Annotated in this window: 17 protein-coding genes and 2 tRNA genes; 13 read left to right on the top strand and 6 right to left on the bottom strand. The window is 63.7% G+C overall.

From position 1 onward, the window contains the following. Window positions 1-1010: 1010 nt before the first annotated feature. The 6 genes from rsmG to rpmH all read right to left on the bottom strand — a co-directional run bounded on the left by rsmG (window position 1011) and on the right by rpmH (window position 3978). Window positions 1011-1601, bottom strand: a complete 591-nt coding sequence (gene rsmG, locus ALI44B_RS10490) for a 16S rRNA (guanine(527)-N(7))-methyltransferase RsmG (protein WP_077054624.1) — start codon at window positions 1599-1601, stop codon at window positions 1011-1013. A gap of 58 nt (window positions 1602-1659) precedes the next feature. Further along, window positions 1660-2169, bottom strand: a complete 510-nt coding sequence (locus ALI44B_RS10485; RefSeq protein ID WP_077054623.1) for a Jag family protein — start codon at window positions 2167-2169, stop codon at window positions 1660-1662. Between the two features lie 4 nt (window positions 2170-2173). After that, window positions 2174-3166, bottom strand: coding sequence for a membrane protein insertase YidC (gene yidC / locus ALI44B_RS10480; RefSeq protein WP_077054622.1), 993 nt, complete (start codon window positions 3164-3166; stop codon window positions 2174-2176). Between the two features lie 7 nt (window positions 3167-3173). Beyond that, the gene (yidD, locus tag ALI44B_RS10475) at window positions 3174-3485 is read right to left on the bottom strand and encodes a membrane protein insertion efficiency factor YidD (RefSeq protein ID WP_077054621.1); all 312 of its coding nucleotides are present in this window, start codon (window positions 3483-3485) and stop codon (window positions 3174-3176) included. Next, complete coding sequence (rnpA, locus tag ALI44B_RS10470) at window positions 3482-3769, bottom strand: ribonuclease P protein component (protein WP_238592182.1); 288 nt, start codon at window positions 3767-3769, stop codon at window positions 3482-3484. Before rnpA ends, yidD begins: the two co-directional genes overlap by 4 nt. Before the next feature lie 71 nt (window positions 3770-3840). Then, window positions 3841-3978 carry a 50S ribosomal protein L34 gene (rpmH, locus tag ALI44B_RS10465; protein ID WP_010204566.1) on the bottom strand — a complete coding sequence of 46 codons (138 nt, stop codon included), beginning with the start codon at window positions 3976-3978 and terminating at the stop codon, window positions 3841-3843. A gap of 322 nt (window positions 3979-4300) precedes the next feature. Between rpmH and dnaA the strand changes: the two genes are divergently transcribed. The 13 genes from dnaA (at window position 4301) to ALI44B_RS10400 (ending at window position 18726) form a co-directional block, all read left to right on the top strand. Beyond that, window positions 4301-5797 (top strand): chromosomal replication initiator protein DnaA, encoded by a 1497-nt coding sequence (gene dnaA, locus ALI44B_RS10460; protein ID WP_077054619.1) that lies wholly within the window; start codon window positions 4301-4303, stop codon window positions 5795-5797. Window positions 5798-6730: 933 nt separating this feature from the next. After that, window positions 6731-7876: a DNA polymerase III subunit beta gene (gene dnaN, locus ALI44B_RS10455; RefSeq protein WP_077054618.1), complete on the top strand. Its 1146-nt coding sequence runs from the start codon at window positions 6731-6733 to the stop codon at window positions 7874-7876. A gap of 25 nt (window positions 7877-7901) precedes the next feature. Continuing rightward, window positions 7902-8789 carry a phosphogluconate dehydrogenase (NAD(+)-dependent, decarboxylating) gene (gene gnd / locus ALI44B_RS10450; protein WP_077054617.1) on the top strand — a complete coding sequence of 296 codons (888 nt, stop codon included), beginning with the start codon at window positions 7902-7904 and terminating at the stop codon, window positions 8787-8789. A gap of 57 nt (window positions 8790-8846) precedes the next feature. Further along, window positions 8847-10187, top strand: a complete 1341-nt coding sequence (recF, locus tag ALI44B_RS10445) for a DNA replication/repair protein RecF (RefSeq protein WP_077054616.1) — start codon at window positions 8847-8849, stop codon at window positions 10185-10187. After that, entirely contained in the window at window positions 10180-10665 is a 486-nt protein-coding gene (locus ALI44B_RS10440) for a DciA family protein (RefSeq protein ID WP_179100230.1), read from the top strand. Before recF ends, ALI44B_RS10440 begins: the two co-directional genes overlap by 8 nt. A 121-nt stretch (window positions 10666-10786) precedes the next feature. Further along, the gene (gene gyrB, locus ALI44B_RS10435; RefSeq protein WP_077054614.1) at window positions 10787-12814 is read left to right on the top strand and encodes a DNA topoisomerase (ATP-hydrolyzing) subunit B; all 2028 of its coding nucleotides are present in this window, start codon (window positions 10787-10789) and stop codon (window positions 12812-12814) included. Between the two features lie 66 nt (window positions 12815-12880). Then, window positions 12881-15490 carry a DNA gyrase subunit A gene (gene gyrA / locus ALI44B_RS10430; RefSeq protein WP_083709878.1) on the top strand — a complete coding sequence of 870 codons (2610 nt, stop codon included), beginning with the start codon at window positions 12881-12883 and terminating at the stop codon, window positions 15488-15490. 4 nt (window positions 15491-15494) lie between these two features. After that, a complete protein-coding gene (locus ALI44B_RS10425) occupies window positions 15495-15899 on the top strand; it encodes a DUF3566 domain-containing protein (RefSeq protein ID WP_077054613.1) in 405 nt (134 codons plus the stop codon). A 72-nt stretch (window positions 15900-15971) separates the two neighbouring features. Then, window positions 15972-16045, top strand: a tRNA-Ile gene (locus ALI44B_RS10420). Between the two features lie 45 nt (window positions 16046-16090). Beyond that, a tRNA-Ala gene (locus tag ALI44B_RS10415) sits at window positions 16091-16163 on the top strand. Window positions 16164-16390: 227 nt separating this feature from the next. Then, a complete protein-coding gene (locus tag ALI44B_RS10410; protein WP_083710152.1) occupies window positions 16391-17602 on the top strand; it encodes an LLM class flavin-dependent oxidoreductase in 1212 nt (403 codons plus the stop codon). Between the two features lie 11 nt (window positions 17603-17613). Next, a complete protein-coding gene (locus ALI44B_RS10405) occupies window positions 17614-18240 on the top strand; it encodes an FMN reductase (protein ID WP_077054612.1) in 627 nt (208 codons plus the stop codon). Between the two features lie 60 nt (window positions 18241-18300). Beyond that, window positions 18301-18726 (top strand): NUDIX hydrolase, encoded by a 426-nt coding sequence (locus tag ALI44B_RS10400; protein ID WP_077054611.1) that lies wholly within the window; start codon window positions 18301-18303, stop codon window positions 18724-18726. Window positions 18727-18828: the final 102 nt, after the last annotated feature.

Here is an 18828-nt window from a genome sequence, read left to right as displayed (position 1 = left end):
GATTGCGGCTCGGTGCCCCTATCCGGGCGGACCTTTTCGCTTGTGCGGCGCACGTCCGGTGGCTGTCCACATCGTCTGAGCCACAACTCTTTTTCTGCCAGGGCCTCTGAGGCGCGAGGAGATGTTTCACGTGAAACAAGCGACAGCAACCGCGCATCTCGCCACGAACAACACGGACTCAGATGCGACCCGCATCTACGTGCAAGCTACCCACTAGTCGTCCTCCGCACTATCTCAGCAGTGCTCGTTCGCGAATCGAACCCGCAGCTCATCGATAGAGAGTCTCTGCTCAATCCAGCCCGGGGCGGTACACGGCATAGAATCCGACCTGGAAGAGCCCAGTACCCCCCATAATTCACCTCAGACCCCGCACTATGCGCACGTCAATATAGATCTTCCCAGGGAGGACTCGACCGCGACTCGCCGCGACAAGCTTCCAGCCCAATGTTTCACGTGAAACAAATGCGCAGCCCTGAGCGTCGCGGCGAAGCTCTAGGACTTGAGTTATCAAACCCTGGGCACGACACCCGAAAGTGTGTGACCATCCGAACCGCCCCGCTAAAGCCTCTGCCCTGGGTTGAGGCACCAGAATCCTACTCGGATGTTTCACGTGAAACATGCCGCCGAGAGCTAGAGATTGGCGATCCAACGAACCTAGAGCCGCAGAGCCGCCGTCTCCAGCCCAACTCCGCGACCGTCCTGCGGCCAAGGGAACCTCGCAACCGGGACTCTCGATTGAAGGCGCCCGCGGCGCCCAGGCTGCGGCTGCTCATCGGGCGCTCCATGCGGCGCGGGTAGTTTGGTGCAGACTGAAGCTAGAAGAGATATTCGCCCATGCGCGCACACGGATAGCGGACTCGAGTGCACTCTTGCAGTACATTCATCAGGCGAGAAAATCCCAGATGAGAGCTAAATACTGCGATCAAATCAGATCCGGTAGTGGCCACGGATCTATGGCGTACTGCATCCAATGCAAATCGACCGCGTCGACGAGGACAGCCGCATCCGAATTAGCGAACGGTACCCAACAGCGCTCGGGTGGGCTCCGCAACAACGCCCTCGCCCAGGAGCTCCACACGGACATCCTTCACACGGTATTTCTTGATCTCCCGTGCCGCGGCGTCGATCTCGGCCTGCGCGTTGGCACCCTTGAGAAGCACGAGCTCACCGCCGTCACGTACGAGGGGAGCGGTCAACGCCAGGAGCTTCTTGAAAGCACTGACCGCGCGCGCGGTCACCTGGTCGAGCTGGCCTTCGAGACCAGACTCCTCGGCACGGGCGCGACGAACTTCGACGTTCTCGAGACCCAGTTCCCGCGCTTGCGACGACAGCCAGTCGGTGCGGCGTTCCATCGGCTCGACCAACACGAATCGCACATCGGGACGCTGCAGCGCCAGCACCAGCCCCGGCAGGCCTGCGCCCGATCCGATGTCGCCCACCAAACCGGGCCGCAGCAGCGGCCCCAACAAAGCCGAGTTGAGGATGTGCCTGGTCCACAGGCGGGGGAGTTCCAGCGGTCCGATAAGGCCGAGTTCCTCGCCATGCTGCGCAAGGTTGTGCGTGAAAGCCCTCACGGCGTCGAGGCGATCGCCGAGGATCATCCCTGCTGCAGCGGGCTCAGGCTCGAGCGCTTCGAGAATCTGGGGAGAGAGTGCCACGTTAGGAGCGCGTGATCACGGTGTGACGGTCGCGGCCTTCACCCTCGGACTCGGATACGAATCCGCGCTCCGACACGACGTCGTGCACGAGCTTGCGCTCATAACTCGACATGGGGGGCAACGCTGCCGACTGCGCGCCGGCCTCGATCTGCTCGATCGCACGCTCGACGAGCTCGGTGAGCTCCTGCTGCCGAGCCTCGCGCGAACCGCCGATGTCGAGAATCAGTCGCGAGAACGCTCCCGTCTTGCTCTGGACGGCAAGGCGTGTGAGCTCCTGCAGGGCGTTCACGACATCCGTCTTGGCCAGGACGCGCAGGCTGCTGTTGTCGGTCGCCGTGACGCCCACGTAGGCCCGTCCGTTGCGGGCGTCGATGTCGAGGTCACCGTCGAAATCGCAGATGTCGAGGAACTCTTCGATGTAGTCGGCCGCGACTTCGCCTTCTTCTTCGAGCTGCGACAGGGTGGGGGCTTCGTCGAGAACGCGTTCCTCGGCGTGGGTGGTGTCAGACATCCGTCTAGCTTCCGTTCTTGATGTTGGGGGAGCCGGGGGCGCCGCCGGTCTTCTTGGCACGGTTCTTGCCCATGGGCTGCTGGCGCTGCGTGGGCTTCTTCTCCTGCACGACGACGGTCTCGGCCGAGGGGGACTCGACGACGAGCTTTCCCTTACGCGCCAAGCGCTCTTCGCGCTGCTTGGCCGCTTCGGTTCCGGGCATCGGCATGTTGCGGATGATAAGGAACTGCTGAACCATCGTCCAAATGTTGGAAGTCAGCCAGTAGAACATAACGCCCAGCGGGAACGTGAAGCCGGAGAACAGGAAGACGAAAGGCAGGATGTAGAGCAGAACCTTCTGCTGACGGAACATCGGGCTGGCCTTGGTTTCGTCCGAGATGTTCTTCGAGACGATCTGCAGCTGCGTGATGAACTGCGAGGCCGTCATCAACACGACCATGATGGCAGCGACGACCATGACGCCGACCTCGGGGCCGCCGACGGCGTTCATGGCACCGGAGAAGCTGAGGTGCAGGGGAGCGAAGCCGAAGAGGGATGCGTCACCGAACTGGTCGGCCAGCGTGGCGTTCAGCGGTCCGACGCCGGCCTTCGAGTGCTGAGCATCGTTCAGCACCGAGAACAGGGCGAAGAAGATCGGCATCTGCACCAGCAGGGGGAGGCAGGAGCCGAGCGGGTTGGTGCCCGTCTTCTTGTAGAGCTCCATGGTCTCGCGGCTCATTGCCTCACGCGAGAACTGGTCCTTCTTGCCCTTGTACTTCTCCTGAATCTTCTTCAGCTGGGGCGCGACCTCCATCATGCGTCGCTGGTTCTTGATCTGCTTCACGAACAACGGGATGAGCGCGGCACGAACCACGAGCACGAGCCCGACGATCGACAGAACCCAGGTCAGACCGGCTGCCGGGTCGAGGCCGATGGCGCTGAACACCCAGTGCCAGGCGACGAGCAACAGCTCGACCACCCATTTGAGTGGCCAGAGGATGGTCGACAGAAGGTCCATTGCGGGGTTACGCCTTTCTCTGGCTGTTCGTAATGACGAACCCGTGCGGGGTCACGTCGTAACGGAAGTTCTTTTTCGCGGGCGCATCGTCGACCCCGCCGGCCGCCCACGGGTGGCATCGTGCAATACGAGCGGCTCCGAGCGCCGACCCGATCACCACACCGTGCTGCTGGATCGCCGCGACTGCATATGCAGAACACGATGGATAATACCTGCACACCTCGCCATAAAGCGGTGAGATCACTGTGCGATAAGCCTTCAGTGCCGCGACCGCCGAGTTGCGGGGGAGGAGGAGCACCGAATCGACGACGGCGTTCATCGCGCATCCTTCGGTGCCATGGCACGAGTGAGTTCGGCGCTCAGATCGCTGAACGACGCATCGGATGCCTGCGGCAAAGCGCGCACGACGACATCCGTTCCCTCGGCAACCGTCGGAACGAGCGCATACGCCGCTGCCTTCAAGCGTCGGCGGACACGATTGCGGTGAACCGCATTACCCACGTTTTTTGCAACAATGAACCCGAACCGCGGGAGTCCGCCATTCGGGTTCATCGTGATGTAGGTGACCGTATTCGCCGCTGCGCGCCTCTTGCCGCGTCGCACTACGCGTCGGTAGTCGTCGCCGCGGGTGATTCGGTGCGAGGAGGCGAGCACGGAGAACCGTAGCTGCGCTGTTACGCGGAGAGCTCGGTGCGCCCCTTGCGGCGACGGGCGCCGAGGATGGCGCGGCCGGCGCGGGTGCGCATACGCAGACGGAAGCCGTGCACCTTGGCGCGACGACGGTTGTTCGGCTGGAAAGTTCGCTTGCTCATAGTTTTCACTCCACTTGGGATCTCACTGCGACATAGGGATCACAGGGAAAGATTTAGCGCCCGGAGGCATACGTCAACTGATTAAAACTACGGCCTCGAAGCCGTGTGGTCAAACCGAGGGCAGACCAATCTACGATTATGGACGAACTCACGGGCAAATCGGATGCTGACACGCGGGGCCTCGTGGAGTAAATTTGGCCGGATCACTCCATGGTGGTTACCGTTGGGGAAGTTATCCCCAGCTTTCTGCGCCGAGTTCCCGATCATTGCGGGCATGTGCGAGCATCGGTGGATAAACCTGTGAATAACTTCCCGAGGATGTATGTCAGACGCTACCGATCCAACCACGCGCATGTGGCAAGACGTGCTCGGCGTACTCGCCACTGACGAACGCATCACCCCGCCACTCCACGGCTTCCTCAATCTGGTGGTGCCCAAGGGCGTCATGGCCGGAACGGTCTACCTTGAGGTGCCCAACGAATTCACCGCCGGCCAGCTGAATATGCGCATGCGCGCTCCGCTGCTGCAGGCGCTGACATCCCTCGAAGATCAATACGGCGCGAGCACCTTCGCGGTGGTCGTGAACCCCGAGATCATCGAGGAAGAGTACGAGGCTTACGCCGAGACCGCCGCCGCGGTGGCCGCTTCCGAGCCGCAGGGCTACATCGACACCCCGCAGTCACAGTTCCCCGGCAATGGCATGGGCGGCATCAACGGTGTGAATGCGGGGGCGGGCGGCATGGCGCCATCCGAACCCGTTCTGCCGCCTCGGCAAAACGACACGCGCCTGAACATGAAGTATTCGTTCGACAACTTCGTGATCGGTCAGTCGAACCGGTTCGCTCACGCGGCAGCGGTCGCGGTGGCAGAGGCGCCCGCCAAGGCATACAACCCGCTGTTCGTCTACGGCGAGTCGGGGCTCGGCAAGACCCACCTCCTGCACGCCATCGGTCACTATGCGATGAGCCTGTATCCCGGAGTGCGTGTGCGCTATGTAAGTAGCGAAGAGTTCACGAACGACTTCATCAACTCCATCGCAAACAACCGAGGTTCGGTGTTCCAGGCGCGCTACCGCGACATCGACATCCTGCTCATCGACGACATCCAGTTCTTGCAGGGTCGTGCCGAGACGCAGGAAGCGTTCTTCCACACCTTCAATACGCTGCACGACCACAACAAGCAGGTGGTCATCACGAGCGACCTGCCCCCCAAGGCCCTGACCGGCTTCGAAGACCGCATGCGTTCGCGCTTCGAGTGGGGGCTCATCACCGATGTGCAGGCACCCGACCTCGAAACGCGTATCGCCATCCTGCGTAAGAAGGCGCAGAGCGAAAAGCTGCAGATTCCGGATGAGGTGCTCGAGTTCATCGCCACGAAGGTGTCGTCGAACATCCGCGAACTAGAAGGAACGCTCATTCGCGTGACCGCTTTCGCGAGCCTCAACCGAACCCCCATCGACATGGTGCTCGTGCAGACGGTCCTGAAGGACCTCGTCACGCTCGACGACGACAATGTGATCGCGCCCGTCGACATCATCAATACGACCGCGGCCTACTTCAAGCTCACGGTCGACGACCTGTATGGTTCCTCGCGCTCGCAAGCCGTCGCCACCGCGCGGCAGATCGCCATGTATCTGTGTCGCGAGCTCACCAACCTGTCGCTGCCCAAGATCGGCCAGCTGTTCGGCAACCGCGACCACACCACCGTCATGTACGCGAACAAGAAGATCGGCGACCTCATGCAGGAGCGTCGTTCCATCTATAATCAGGTCACCGAGCTGACGAGTCGCATCAAGCAGGGTCACCGCTTCAACAACTGATCCGGGACGCCCACGGGCCGCTCGTTCGTTCATATCTGTCCTGTCGCTCACACGCCTCGACGTCCTTCAACCGACTCCTTGCCTCTACCGCCTCGTGGACCTGTCTGTGCATCGTTGACGCCTGCGTGCATCGTTAACGCCTCTGAGCCGCGTTGGCGCCTATCTGCGTTATTGCGCGTCGACGTGCTGACGCGCAAAAGGAGCGTCGACGCCTGCCTAACCAGCTCTGCTGGCCCACTTTCTGTCGCACCATTCCTTTGCGCGATCCCCGGCGCCCGGCCGAAAGCTCGTCAACCCGCCAAAACGTTCTCCAGAAACGATCCTGAGCGCCCGGATGACGACCGCTCGAGAGCATGGGCACGACGCTTCGGGGCCGGATGCCGACGTTTCCCCAGAAAATCCCGAATTCCCTCGAATTTTTTTGGGATGCCGGGCGCTCATGGTCTCTGACCCGTTTCACACAAGCCAGGCTCACGATCGCGTCCGATCAGGTGCCGAAACGCGCCGATTCGCCTCGAGTTATCCACAGGCTACCGAGTAATCCACAGGCTGGGGAGAAGCGAATTACGGCCGTGTTACACAATGTGGACAACCTGTGGATAACTGTGGATTACTCCGGGCGTGTCTGTTGAAACTCGACCACGGCCTGTGAATAGACCCGTGTTTGTGCGGAATTCTTCGGCACCGGCATCCCCACCCGTTTCACACCCTGTCAACAAGTCACACGGTTGTAGTTCCCAGTGTTTGAGCGCTCTCCACCGAGTTATCCACATTATCCACAGGCGTTAACACCATTAACAGTTCTTTAAACATTTCTCTGGCCGACAACCTTTTGCGGCCGGGCCGAACGACGTCCGTTCGTGGAACTACAGCAATCCAGGCATCCGGCTAACATGGTGACGACTCGTACCTCGAAATGACAGGGGAACCACTGTGCGATTTAGCGTCAACAGAGATGTCTTCAGCGAAGCTGTCTCGTTCGCCGTCAAGCTCCTGCCCCAGCGCACGACCCTTCCGATCCTGAGCGGTGTTCTCATCGACGCTCGCGAAGACGGACTCGTGCTCTCGAGCTTCGACTACGAGGTCTCCTCACAAACTCAGATCCAGGCCGATGTCGAAGAAGCAGGAACGGTGCTCGTCTCCGGTCGACTGCTGGCCGACATCGCCAACCGATTGCCCAACGCACCCGTGCAGTTCAGCACCGACGAGAACCGCATCCTCGTCTCGTGTGGGTCGGCCAACTTCACGCTCCTGTCGATGCCCGTCGAGGAGTACCCCAGCGTTCCCCAGGTCGACGAGCAGTCGGGCCTCGTCCCCGCCGAAGAATTCGCCACGGCCGTCGCCCAGGTCGCCGTCGCCGCGTCGCGCGACGATGTGACCCCCGTCATCACGGGTGTGCAGCTCGAAGTCTCGAACAATTCGCTTGGCCTGGTCGCAACCGACCGGTACCGCGTCGCCGTGCGCAACATCGACTGGGACAACGGAACCTCGGAGGGCGGCGACTTCACGGCCCTCGTCCCCGCCAAGACCCTGCAAGAGGTCGGCAAGACGTTCGGCCACTCCGGCACCATCTCGGTCAGCTTCACCAACAAAGACGACCGAGAACTCATCGCCTTCAGCGCCGACAAAAAGACCGTCACCTCGCTGTTGATCAAGGGCTCGTTCCCGCCCGTTCGCCGCCTGTTCCCCGAGAACACGGAGAACTACGCGGTCATCAACACGGCCGAGCTGATCGAGGCCGTGCGCCGCGTCTCCCTCGTTCTCGAGCGCGAAGCTGCGCTCCGTTTCAGTTTCACCATCGACGGACTCATCATGGAAGCCGTCGGCAGCGAACATGCGCAGGCATCCGAGAGCATCGACGCTCTCCTGACCGGCGACGACATCGTGCTCTCACTCAAGCCGCAGTTCCTCATCGACGGCCTGAACGCCGTCCGCAGCGAATTCGTGCGCTTCTCGTTCACCAAGTCGGAGAACACGAACAAGCCGGGACCCATGTTGATCACGAGCCAGAGCTCGAAGGACCAGCCGGGCGCCGACAGCTACAAGTACCTGCTGCAGCCCAACCTGCTGCTGCGCTAAGTCAACAGAAGAAAGCGTGATTGCAATGCACATTGGCCTCATCGGTCTCGGCAAAATGGGAAACAACATGCGCACCCGCCTGCGCGAGGCCGGCGTCGAGGTGACCGGTTTCGACCGTAACCCCGATGTCACCGACGTCCCCACGGTCGAAGCGCTCGTCCAGGCCCTGCCGGCACCCCGCACCGTCTGGGTCATGGTTCCGGCCGGACAGATCACCGATTCGGTCATCGAAGAGCTCAACGGGCACCTCGAGGCCGGCGACCTGGTCATCGACGGCGGCAACAGCCGCTTCACTGAAGACTTCAAGCACGCCGCCCTGCTCGCCGAGAAGGGTATCGACTACATCGACGCCGGTGTCTCGGGTGGCGTCTGGGGTGTCGAGAACGGTTACGGCCTCATGGTCGGCGGCTCGGCCGAACAGGTCGAGCGCGTTATGCCCGTCTTCGACGCTCTGCGCCCCGAAGGCCCCCGCGAAGAAGGCTTCGTGCACGTGGGCGAGGTCGGCGCCGGCCACTACGCCAAGATGGTGCACAACGGCATCGAGTACGCCATGATGCAGGCCTACGCCGAGGGCTACGAGCTGCTCGAGAAGCGCAGCGACCTGATCAAGGACGTCCCCGGAACCTTCGAGGCCTGGCAGCGCGGCACCGTCGTGCGGTCCTGGCTGCTCGAGCTCCTCGTGCGTGCGCTCAAGGAAGACCCGACTCTCGCCAAGATCGAGGGCTACGTCGAGGACTCCGGCGAGGGCCGTTGGACCATCGAAGAAGCCATCGACAACGCCGTTCCCGTTCCGACGATCGCCGCGTCGATCTTCGCGCGCTTCGTGTCGCGCCAGGACGACTCGCCCGCCATGAAGGCGGTCGCGGCCCTGCGCAACCAGTTCGGCGGCCACGCGGTCAAGTCGAACGACTAACACCTCTGCCGCTGGGGCCGAGGCTCCAGTGACGGATGACGAGGGTAAGGTGACGGCGTGATCGTTCGGCACCTTACCCTCTCTGATTTCCGCAACTACGCGGCGGCCGATGTCGAACTCGCGCCCGGCACCAACCTCTTCATCGGTCGCAACGGCCAGGGCAAAACCAACCTGGTCGAGGCCATCGGATATCTGAGCACCCTCGGTTCGCACCGGGTGTCGTCCGATCAAGCCATGATCCGGGCTGGCCGTGACTCCGCGATCATCCGCACCCGCCTCGAGCACAACGGGCGCGACCTGTTGGCCGAGGTGCAGATCAACCGCTCCACTCCCAACCGGGCACAGGTCAACCGCGGCCAGATCAAACCGCGCGAGCTGCCCCGCTACTTCTCGAGCGTGCTGTTCGCACCCGAAGACCTGGGCATCGTGCGCGGCGACCCGTCGGCCAGGCGCAAGTTCGCCGACCAGCTCATCGTCCTGCGCACACCCCGCATGGCGGGGGTCTATGCCGACTACGACCGCACGCTGCGCCAGCGCAACACGCTCCTCAAATCGGCCCGAGGTTCGGGGCTGAAGGAGACGCAACTCTCGACGCTCGAGGTGTGGGACGACAAACTCATTGCGCTGGGCACCGAAATCATCGGCGCGCGCAGCCGCTTGGTGGCTGAGATGGCCGCGCCGCTGCAGGCCGCATACCGCTCCGTCGTCGGTGACGACCACGGGCCGCGCATCAGCCTCATCATGTCGGTCGACGGCGTGGATGCGGACGACGACGGTTTTCCCAACGCTCCGGCTCCGGCATCCGCCCCTGTTTCGACGGCGGCGGATGGCGAGAGTGGCGCTGCATCGACGGGGCCCGGTTCTGCTGCCGCTCTGCCGACAGCGGCCGAGGTGGCCGAGGCATTCCGCCGCCGCATCGCCGAACGTCGTCGCGCAGAACTCGACCGCGGGGTCACGCTCGTCGGGCCGCACCGTGACGACCTGCTCTTCGAATTGAACGGCCTGCCGGTGAAGGGATACGCAAGCCACGGCGAGTCCTGGTCGTTCGCGCTGTCGCTCAAGCTGGCCTCGGCCGAGCTGCTGCGGCGTGAATCCAACTTGGGCGACCCCGTGTTGATCCTCGACGACGTGTTCGCCGAGCTCGATCAGTCGCGCCGCCGCCGCCTGGCCGAGGCCATCTCAGGCTACGAACAGGTGCTCATCACGGCGGCCGTTCTCGACGATGTGCCCGAGCAGCTCACGGCGCGCACCGTGCGGATCGCCGCGGGTGAGATCGTCGGAACGAGCGACGCGGTTGTCTCGAACGATAGCGCGACGGCCAGCGCGGCAGCCTCGAGTGAACCCTCGAGTGAACCCTCGACCGTCGCCGACACGGAACCGGGGGCCGACCGTGGCTGACAACACCGAGGCCGTGCGGGTCTACGAGCACTTCAAAGAGATCTTCGCCGGCGAACGCCCCCGATATAAGGGGCGCAAACGGCGCGAAACCGTCGACGCCGACACGGTGCCCTACGGTAAGGGCCGCGAACCCCGCGGCCTCGGCGACGTCGTCATGTCGCTGACATCCGAACTGGGTTGGGACTCGCCCCTCGCGCAGAGCGAGCTCGTCGATCGATGGGCCGAGTTGGCGGGTGAAGAGACCGCAAACCACTCGACTCCGGTGGGCGTTGAGGAGGGCGTGCTGATCGTGCAGTGCGCCTCCACGGCGTGGGCCACGCAACTGCGCATGATGCGCGTCGAGATCATGACCCACATCGTGAAGCGTTTTCCCGAAGCCGGGGTTCAGAGCATCCGCTTTCTCGGGCCGGACGTCCCATCCTTCAAACGGGGCCTCAGATCGGTTCAAGGGCGCGGCGTGCGCGATACCTACGGATAACCGGACAAAACAGGTCACCCACGCGAAAATAGTGGCTCAGATCGCCAAATACGCCCGTGAACTGGGACTCAGCTGATAGAATCGACTGTCGAGTAACAGACGGTTTGGAGCCCAATTTCATATGTCATCAGAACCGAAAAGCGGTACGACGCAGCACGAATACGGCGCCAACGATATCCAGGTTCTCGAGGGGCTCGAAGCCGTTCGCAAGCGCCCGGGTATGTACATCGGTTCGACGGGCCCCCGCGGTCTGCACCACCTCGTGTACGAGATCGTCGACAACTCCGTCGATGAGGCCCTCGCCGGCTACTGCGACACTATCGACATCACGATCCTCGCCGACGGCGCTGTCCGCGTGATCGACAACGGTCGAGGCATCCCGGTCGACATCCACCCCGTCGAGAAGAAATCGACCGTCGAGGTCGTGCTCACCATCCTGCACGCCGGTGGCAAGTTCGGCGGCGGTGGATATGCCGTCTCGGGTGGCCTGCACGGCGTCGGCAGCTCGGTGGTCAACGCCCTCTCCAAGAAGTTGGATGTCGCGGTGAGCCGCCAGGGCAACGTCTACCGTCAGAGCTTCCAAAACGGTGTGCCCGACGCGCCTCTCGAAAAGGGCGAGGCGACCGACAAGACCGGCACCACCATCACCTTCTGGCCGAACGACGACATCTTCGAGACCGTCGACTTCGACTACGACACGCTGCGCACGCGTTTTCAGCAGATGGCGTTCCTGAACAAGGGCCTCAAGATCGCCCTGCGCGACGAGCGCGCCGGCCAGGTCGTCGTCGAGACCGGCGAAGACGCCGCCACCGAGGGCGAAGACGTCACGGTCGAGGAGAACGCCGAGCGTTCCGACGTGTTCCTGTACGAGCGCGGCCTCGTCGACTACGTCGAATACCTGAACCAGGCCAAGCGTTCCGAGATGGTGCACGACGATGTGATCTCGTTTGAATCCGAAGACACCGAGCGCAAGATCGCGCTCGAGGTGGCCATGCAGTGGACGACGGCATACACCGAGAGCGTCCACACCTACGCCAACACCATCAACACGCACGAGGGTGGCACGCACGAAGAAGGCTTCCGCGCCGCGCTCACCTCGCTCGTGAACAAGTACGCGCGGGAAAAAGGCATCCTCAAAGAGAAGGACGACAACCTCTCGGGTGAAGACGTGCGCGAGGGCCTGACGGCCGTCATCTCGGTCAAGCTCGGCGAGCCTCAGTTCGAGGGCCAGACGAAGACCAAGCTCGGCAACACCGAGGCCAAGGCGTTCGTGCAGAAGGTCGCCGGCGATCAGCTGGGCGACTGGTTCGGCCGCAACCCGCTGCAGGCCAAAGAGATCATCCGCAAGGCCATGCAGGCCAACACGGCGCGCCTCGCGGCCCGCAAGGCGCGCGAGACCGCACGCCGTAAGGGTCTGCTCGAGGGCGGCGGCATGCCCGGCAAGCTCAAGGACTGCCAGTCGAAAGACCCGTCCATCTCCGAGATCTTCATCGTCGAGGGCGACTCGGCCGGCGGCTCGGCGGTGCAGGGGCGCAACCCCGAGACCCAGGCCATCCTGCCGCTGCGTGGCAAGATCCTCAACGTCGAGAAGGCGCGCCTCGACCGCGCCCTCGGCAACGCCGAAGTCCAGGCCATGATCACGGCGTTCGGCGCCGGCATCGGCGAAGACTTCAACCCCGACAAGGCGCGCTACCACAAGATCGTGCTCATGGCCGATGCCGACGTCGACGGCCAGCACATCACCACGCTGCTGCTCACGCTGCTGTTCCGCTACATGCGGCCGCTCATCGACCAGGGCTACGTCTACCTCGCGCAGCCGCCGCTCTACCGTCTCAAGTGGACCAACGCCGAGCACCAGTACGTCTACAGCGACCGGGAGCGCGACGCCCTGCTCGCCGACGGAATCGCCGCCGGCCGCCGCATCCCGAAGGACAACGGCATCCAGCGCTACAAGGGCCTCGGCGAGATGGATTACAAAGAGCTCTGGGAGACCACCATGGACCCCCAGACCCGCACGCTGATGCAGGTCACGCTCGACGATGCGGCCGCCGCCGACGAGATCTTCTCCACCCTCATGGGCGAAGACGTCGAAAGCCGACGCACATTCATTCAGAAGAACGCGAAAGACGTGCGGTTCCTCGACATCTAACGGGTCCGCCCGCACGATGACGACGACCGCGCACTGAGCTAGACGAAGCGAACGAGAAAAGAAGACATGGCTGACGAAACCCCCACGACCGGCGACGCCGACGAGCAGGCCTCCACCCGCGAAGCCGACGCCGCCGCGGCCGAGGCCGCCGAAACGCTGCGCTTCAACCAGCACGGCCGCATCGACCAGGTCGACCTGCAGCTCGAGATGCAGCGCTCCTACCTCGACTACGCCATGAGCGTCATCGTCGGTCGCGCGCTGCCCGAGGTGCGAGACGGCCTCAAGCCCGTGCACCGTCGCGTCATCTACGCCATGTTCGACGGCGGATACCGCCCCGACAAGGCCTTCTCCAAGTGCGCGCGCGTCGTCGGCGACGTCATGGGCCAGTTCCACCCACACGGCGACTCGGCCATCTACGACGCGCTCGTGCGCCTCGTTCAGCCGTGGAGCCTGCGCTACCCGCTCGCGCTCGGCCAGGGCAACTTCGGCTCGCCCGGCAACGACGGCGCCGCCGCCCCGCGATACACCGAAACCAAGATGGCGCCACTCGCCCTCGAGATGGTGCGCGACATCGACGAAGAGACCGTCGACTTCCAGGACAACTACGACGGCCGCACACAAGAGCCCGCCGTCCTGCCCTCGCGGTTCCCCAACCTGCTCGTCAACGGTTCGGTCGGCATCGCGGTCGGCATGGCCACCAACATCCCGCCGCACAACCTGCGCGAGGTCTCCGAGGGTGCGCTATGGCACCTGGCCAACCCCGAAGCGCCCCGCGAAGAGCTGCTCGAAGCGCTCATGCAGCGCGTCAAGGGCCCCGACTTCCCGACCGGCGCGCAGATTCTCGGTGTGAAGGGCATCCACGACGCCTATCGCACGGGTCGCGGCTCGATCACCATGCGCGCCGTCGTCAGCGTCGAAGAGATCCAGGGCCGCACCTGCCTCGTCGTCACCGAGCTGCCCTACCAGGTCAACCCCGACAACCTCGCCATCAAGATCGCCGACATGGTGAAAGACGGCAAGATCGGTGGCATCGCCGACATCCGTGACGAGACCTCGGGTCGCACGGGCCAGCGCCTCGTCATCGTGCTCAAGCGGGATGCCGTCGCCAAGGTCGTGCTCAACAACCTCTACAAGCACACCCAGCTGCAAGAGAACTTCGGCGCCAACATGCTCGCCATCGTCGACGGTGTGCCGCGCACGCTCGCGCTCGACGGCTTCATCACCGCGTGGGTCGCCCACCAGATCGAAGTCATCGTCCGCCGCACCACCTACCGCCTGCGCGAAGCCGAGGCCCGCGCCCACATCCTGCGCGGATACCTGAAGGCGCTCGACGCCCTCGACGACGTGATCGCGCTCATCCGCCGCTCACCCACCGTCGACGACGCACGCAAGGGCCTGATCGACCTGCTCGACGTCGACGAACTGCAGGCCAACGCGATCCTCGAGATGCAGCTGCGTCGCCTCGCTGCCCTCGAGCGCCAGAAGATCATCGACCAGCACGACGAGATCGAACGCCAGATCACCGAGTTCAAGGCCATCCTCGCCAGCCCCGAGCGCCAGCGCGAGATCGTCTCAGAAGAGCTCACCGAGATCGTCGACCGCTTCGGCGACGACCGTCGCACCGAGATCATGTTCGGCTACGACGGCGACATGAGCGTCGAAGACCTCATCCCCGAAGAAGAAATGGTCATCTCCGTCACGCGCGGCGGCTACATCAAGCGCACGCGCAGCGACAACTACCGCCAGCAGCACCGCGGCGGCAAGGGTGTCAAGGGCGCCCAACTGCGAGCGGATGACGTGGTCGACCACTTCTTCGTCACCACCACGCACCACTGGCTGCTGTTCTTCACCAACAAGGGCCGCGTCTACCGCGCCAAGGCCTACGAGGTGCAGGAGGCCGGCCGTGACGCCAAGGGCCAGCACGTCGCCAACCTGCTCGCCATGCAGCCCGACGAAGAGATCGCCGAGATCCTCGACATCCGCGACTACGAGACCGCCAAGTACCTCGTGCTCGCCACGCGCAACGGTCTGGTCAAGAAGACGGCGCTCACCGAATACGACACCAACCGCTCGGGTGGCATCATTGCCATCAACCTGCGCGAGGGTGACGAGCTCGTCGGCGCGCTGCTCGTCGAGGAAGACTCCGACATGCTGCTCGTGTCGCGCCAGGGCATGTCGATCCGCTTCACGGCGTCCGACGAGACCCTGCGCCCCATGGGCCGGTCCACCTCCGGCGTGATCGGGATGAACTTCCGCGGCGACGACGAGCTGCTCTCGGCATCCGTGGTCAGCGACGAAGGATACGTGTTCGTCGTCACCGAAGGCGGCTACGCCAAGCGCACCTCGGTCGACCAGTACCGCCTGCAAAACCGAGGCGGAATCGGCATCAAGGTCGCCAAACTGAGTGAAGACCGCGGAGAACTTGCGGGTGCCCTGATAGTCCAGGAGGACGACGAGGTACTCGTGGTTCTGGCCGGAGGCAAGGTGGTAAGGTCTGCCGTGGCCGAAGTTCCGGCGAAAGGCCGCGACACCATGGGGGTTGTCTTTGCTCGGTTCGCCGAAGAAGACAGAATCATCGCCCTCGCGAAAAACAGTGACCGGAATCTCGACGTAGCGGAAGCAGACGTTCCCGCAGCCGAGATCGAGCCGGTCGCCGAGGCGGAGAAGGAAGAATAACCACATGAGTACTGTTGCCGAGAAGCTGGCCAAGAAATCGACCAAGCGACCCAGCACCAAGCAGGTGCGACTGAAGCTCGTCTACATCGACTTCTGGTCGGCCGTGAAGCTGTCCTTCCTCGTCGCCGTGGCCCTCGCCGTCATCACAATCGTGTTCTTCTTCCTGGTGTACACGGTGCTCGACCGCACCGGCCTGTTCGGCGAGATCGACAAGCTCTACGAAACCGTCGCCGGTGAAGGCATGACCCTCACCGACCTCTTCGGTCTCGGACAGGTCATGGGATTCGCCGTCGTGCTCGCCATCCTGAACCTCGTCGTCATCACCGCGCTCGGCGCGATCACGGCCGCTCTCTACAACCTGAGCGTCAAGATCACGGGCGGTCTGCTGGTCGGATTCACCAACAACTGACCACAAACCGGGCAGGAACGGCGCCGATTTACGAATCCCACGGAAATCCGGTAATGTCTAACCTGCCCAGACGGGGCTATAGCTCAGGCGGTTAGAGCGCTTCGCTGATAACGAAGAGGTCCCAGGTTCAAGTCCTGGTAGCCCCACTCGGGGAACGTCACTGATTCTCACCAATCACAACAATCCCCAACGGGGACGTAGCTCAATTGGCAGAGCACCTGCTTTGCAAGCAGGGGGTTAGGGGTTCGATTCCCCTCGTCTCCACGTGCCTATGGCCCGCCGGCCCCCGTCCGGCGGGCATTAATATTTTCTGAACCCGCCGGTCCCCGCCCGGCGGGTTTCGTCGCTTAACGCGACGATCTGGGTGCGATGCTTCGAGCGCTCGCTTTGCCGGGTGATTTGCTGCGCCGCCATTGGGCGGGAATAGATTTGCGTGGCGGGCGTTGGAGTGTTTGTATGCAAATGCATAGACATGGAAAGAGGCGATGAGCATGCAGTTCGGCATCTTCACGGTGGGCGACGTCACCACCGATCCCACGACCGGGTACACACCGACCGAGGGTGAGCGCATCCAGTCGACCCTGCGCATCGCGCAGAAGGTCGAAGAGGTGGGCCTCGACGTCTTCGCGACCGGTGAACACCACAACCCGCCCTTCGTGCCCTCCTCGCCCACCACCATGCTGGGCTACATCGCGGCGAAGACCGACCGCATCATCCTGTCGACCTCGACGACGCTCATCACGACCAACGACCCCATCAAGATCGCCGAAGACTACGCGATGCTGCAGCACATCGCCGGCGGCCGCGTCGACCTCATCATGGGCCGCGGCAACACGGGGCCCGTCTACCCGTGGTTCGGCAAGGACATTCGCCAAGGCATCCCGCTGGCCATTGAGAACTATGCGCTGTTGCACCGCCTGTGGCGCGAAGACGTGGTCGACTGGGAGGGGCACTTCCGCACGCCCCTGCAGGGCTTCACCTCGACGCCCCGCCCGCTGGACGATGTGCCGCCGTTCGTGTGGCACGGCAGCATCCGCAGCCCCGAGATCGCCGAGCAGGCGGCCTACTACGGCGACGGATTCTTCGCCAACAACATCTTCTGGCCCAAGGAGCACTACATGCGCCTGATCCAGCTCTACCGTCAGCGCTTCGAGCACTACGGCCACGGCCGCGCCGACCAGGCGATCGTGGGCCTCGGCGGCCAGGTGTTCATGCGCAAGAACTCGCAGGACGCCGTGCGCGAATTCCGCCCCTACTTCGACAACGCGCCCGTCTACGGACACGGCCCGTCGCTCGAGGACTTCACCGAACAGACGCCGCTGACCGTCGGCAGCCCGCAGCAGGTCATCGACCGCACGCTCGAGTTCCGCGAATACTTCGGCGACTACCAGCGCCAGTTGTTCCTCATGGACCACGCCGGGCTGCCCGAGAAGATCGTCATGGAACAGCTCGACCTGCTGGGCGAGGAAGTCGTGCCCGTGCTGCGAGCCGAGTTCGCCAAGTTGCGCCCCGCCCACGTTCCCGAGGGTCCGACGCACGAGGCGCTCGTCCTTGCTCGCGACACCGAGCTCGCGGCCGCTGAAGCCTCGAACGACGCCGAAGCCGATGCGGACGCCGCGGGCGCTGCAGGCGCACAGAGCGACGCTGCGGCATCCACCGACACCGACTCACGTTCTAGCGACGCCCAGCGCGTTGTGGCCTAAGGAGGGCCGTCATGACCGAGAAGAAGATCGTCGTCCTGAGCGCCGGGCTGAGCAACCCCTCGTCCACGCGCCTGCTGGCCGACCGGCTCGCGGATGCCACGGTGTCACGCCTGGCCGAGAGCGGCGTCGAGGCATCCGTTCGTGTTATCGAGTTGCGGGACCACGCGCTCGACGTGACCAAGAACCTGTTGACAGGCTTTCCGTCGGCCGAACTGCGTGAGGCGCTGGACGCCCTGTCGGCGGCCGATGGCATCGTCGCCGTGACACCCATCTTCAGCACGAGCTACAGCGGTCTGTTCAAGTCGTTCATCGACATCCTCGACCGCGAGGCGATCGTCGGAACGCCTGTGTTGTTGGGGGCGACCGGCGGCACGTCGCGTCACTCGCTCGCGATCGACTATGCCATCCGCCCGCTGTTCACCTACCTGCATGCTGCGCCCGTGAGCACCGGCGTGTTCGCGGCCAGCTCCGACTGGGGTGACGGTGCCGACACGGTGGCCGATCTGCCCTCTCGCATCTCGCGCACCGCCGGAGAGCTGGCGAACGCCGTGCTCGGTTCGTCGCCGCGTACGCCTCAGGCCGACCCGTTCGCACTCGAGATGTCGTTCGAGGACATGCTGCGGGCACAGGGGCAGTAGTCCTGGTCCGAGTGAGGAATCCCCGCGTATGACCTCGGGATGCCCGCGTAGGCTGTGCGCATGGACATTCGGGTTGCGGCATACGGTGTGATCATCGAGGGCGACAACATCCTGCTCGCCCACTGGAACGAGCGTGGGCACGACGGCTGGACGCTCCCCGGTGGAGGCATCGACCCCGGCGAAGATCCCTCGGATGCCGCGGTGCGCGAGATCTTCGAAGAGACGGGTTATGAAGCCGACCTCGACGGTCTCATCGGCATCGACTCCTATGTCGTGCCGGCGACGCGGCGACTCGACCCCGCGGCGCAGGGCCCGTTGCACGCCATCCGCATCCTCTACCGTGCGCACGTGACGGGCGGCGACCTCACGTTCGAAGAGGATGGCTCGACGGACTACGCCGCCTGGCATCCGCTCTCGGCGCTGCCGACGCTCAAGCGAGTCGGGCTCGTGGATGTCGCGATGCGCATGCTCGACGACACCGTCTGACCGGCACCCCGGAACGACAACGGCACCGACAACGGCACTGATAACGACAAGAAGAGCGCACCCTCACTGAGGATGCGCTCTTCTGACGTTGTGGCCGCGCGC

This window comes from Leifsonia sp. ALI-44-B (assembly GCF_001984125.1).
Taxonomy (GTDB): domain Bacteria; phylum Actinomycetota; class Actinomycetes; order Actinomycetales; family Microbacteriaceae; genus Okibacterium.
This window is presented reverse-complemented; position numbering and strand designations above follow the sequence as displayed.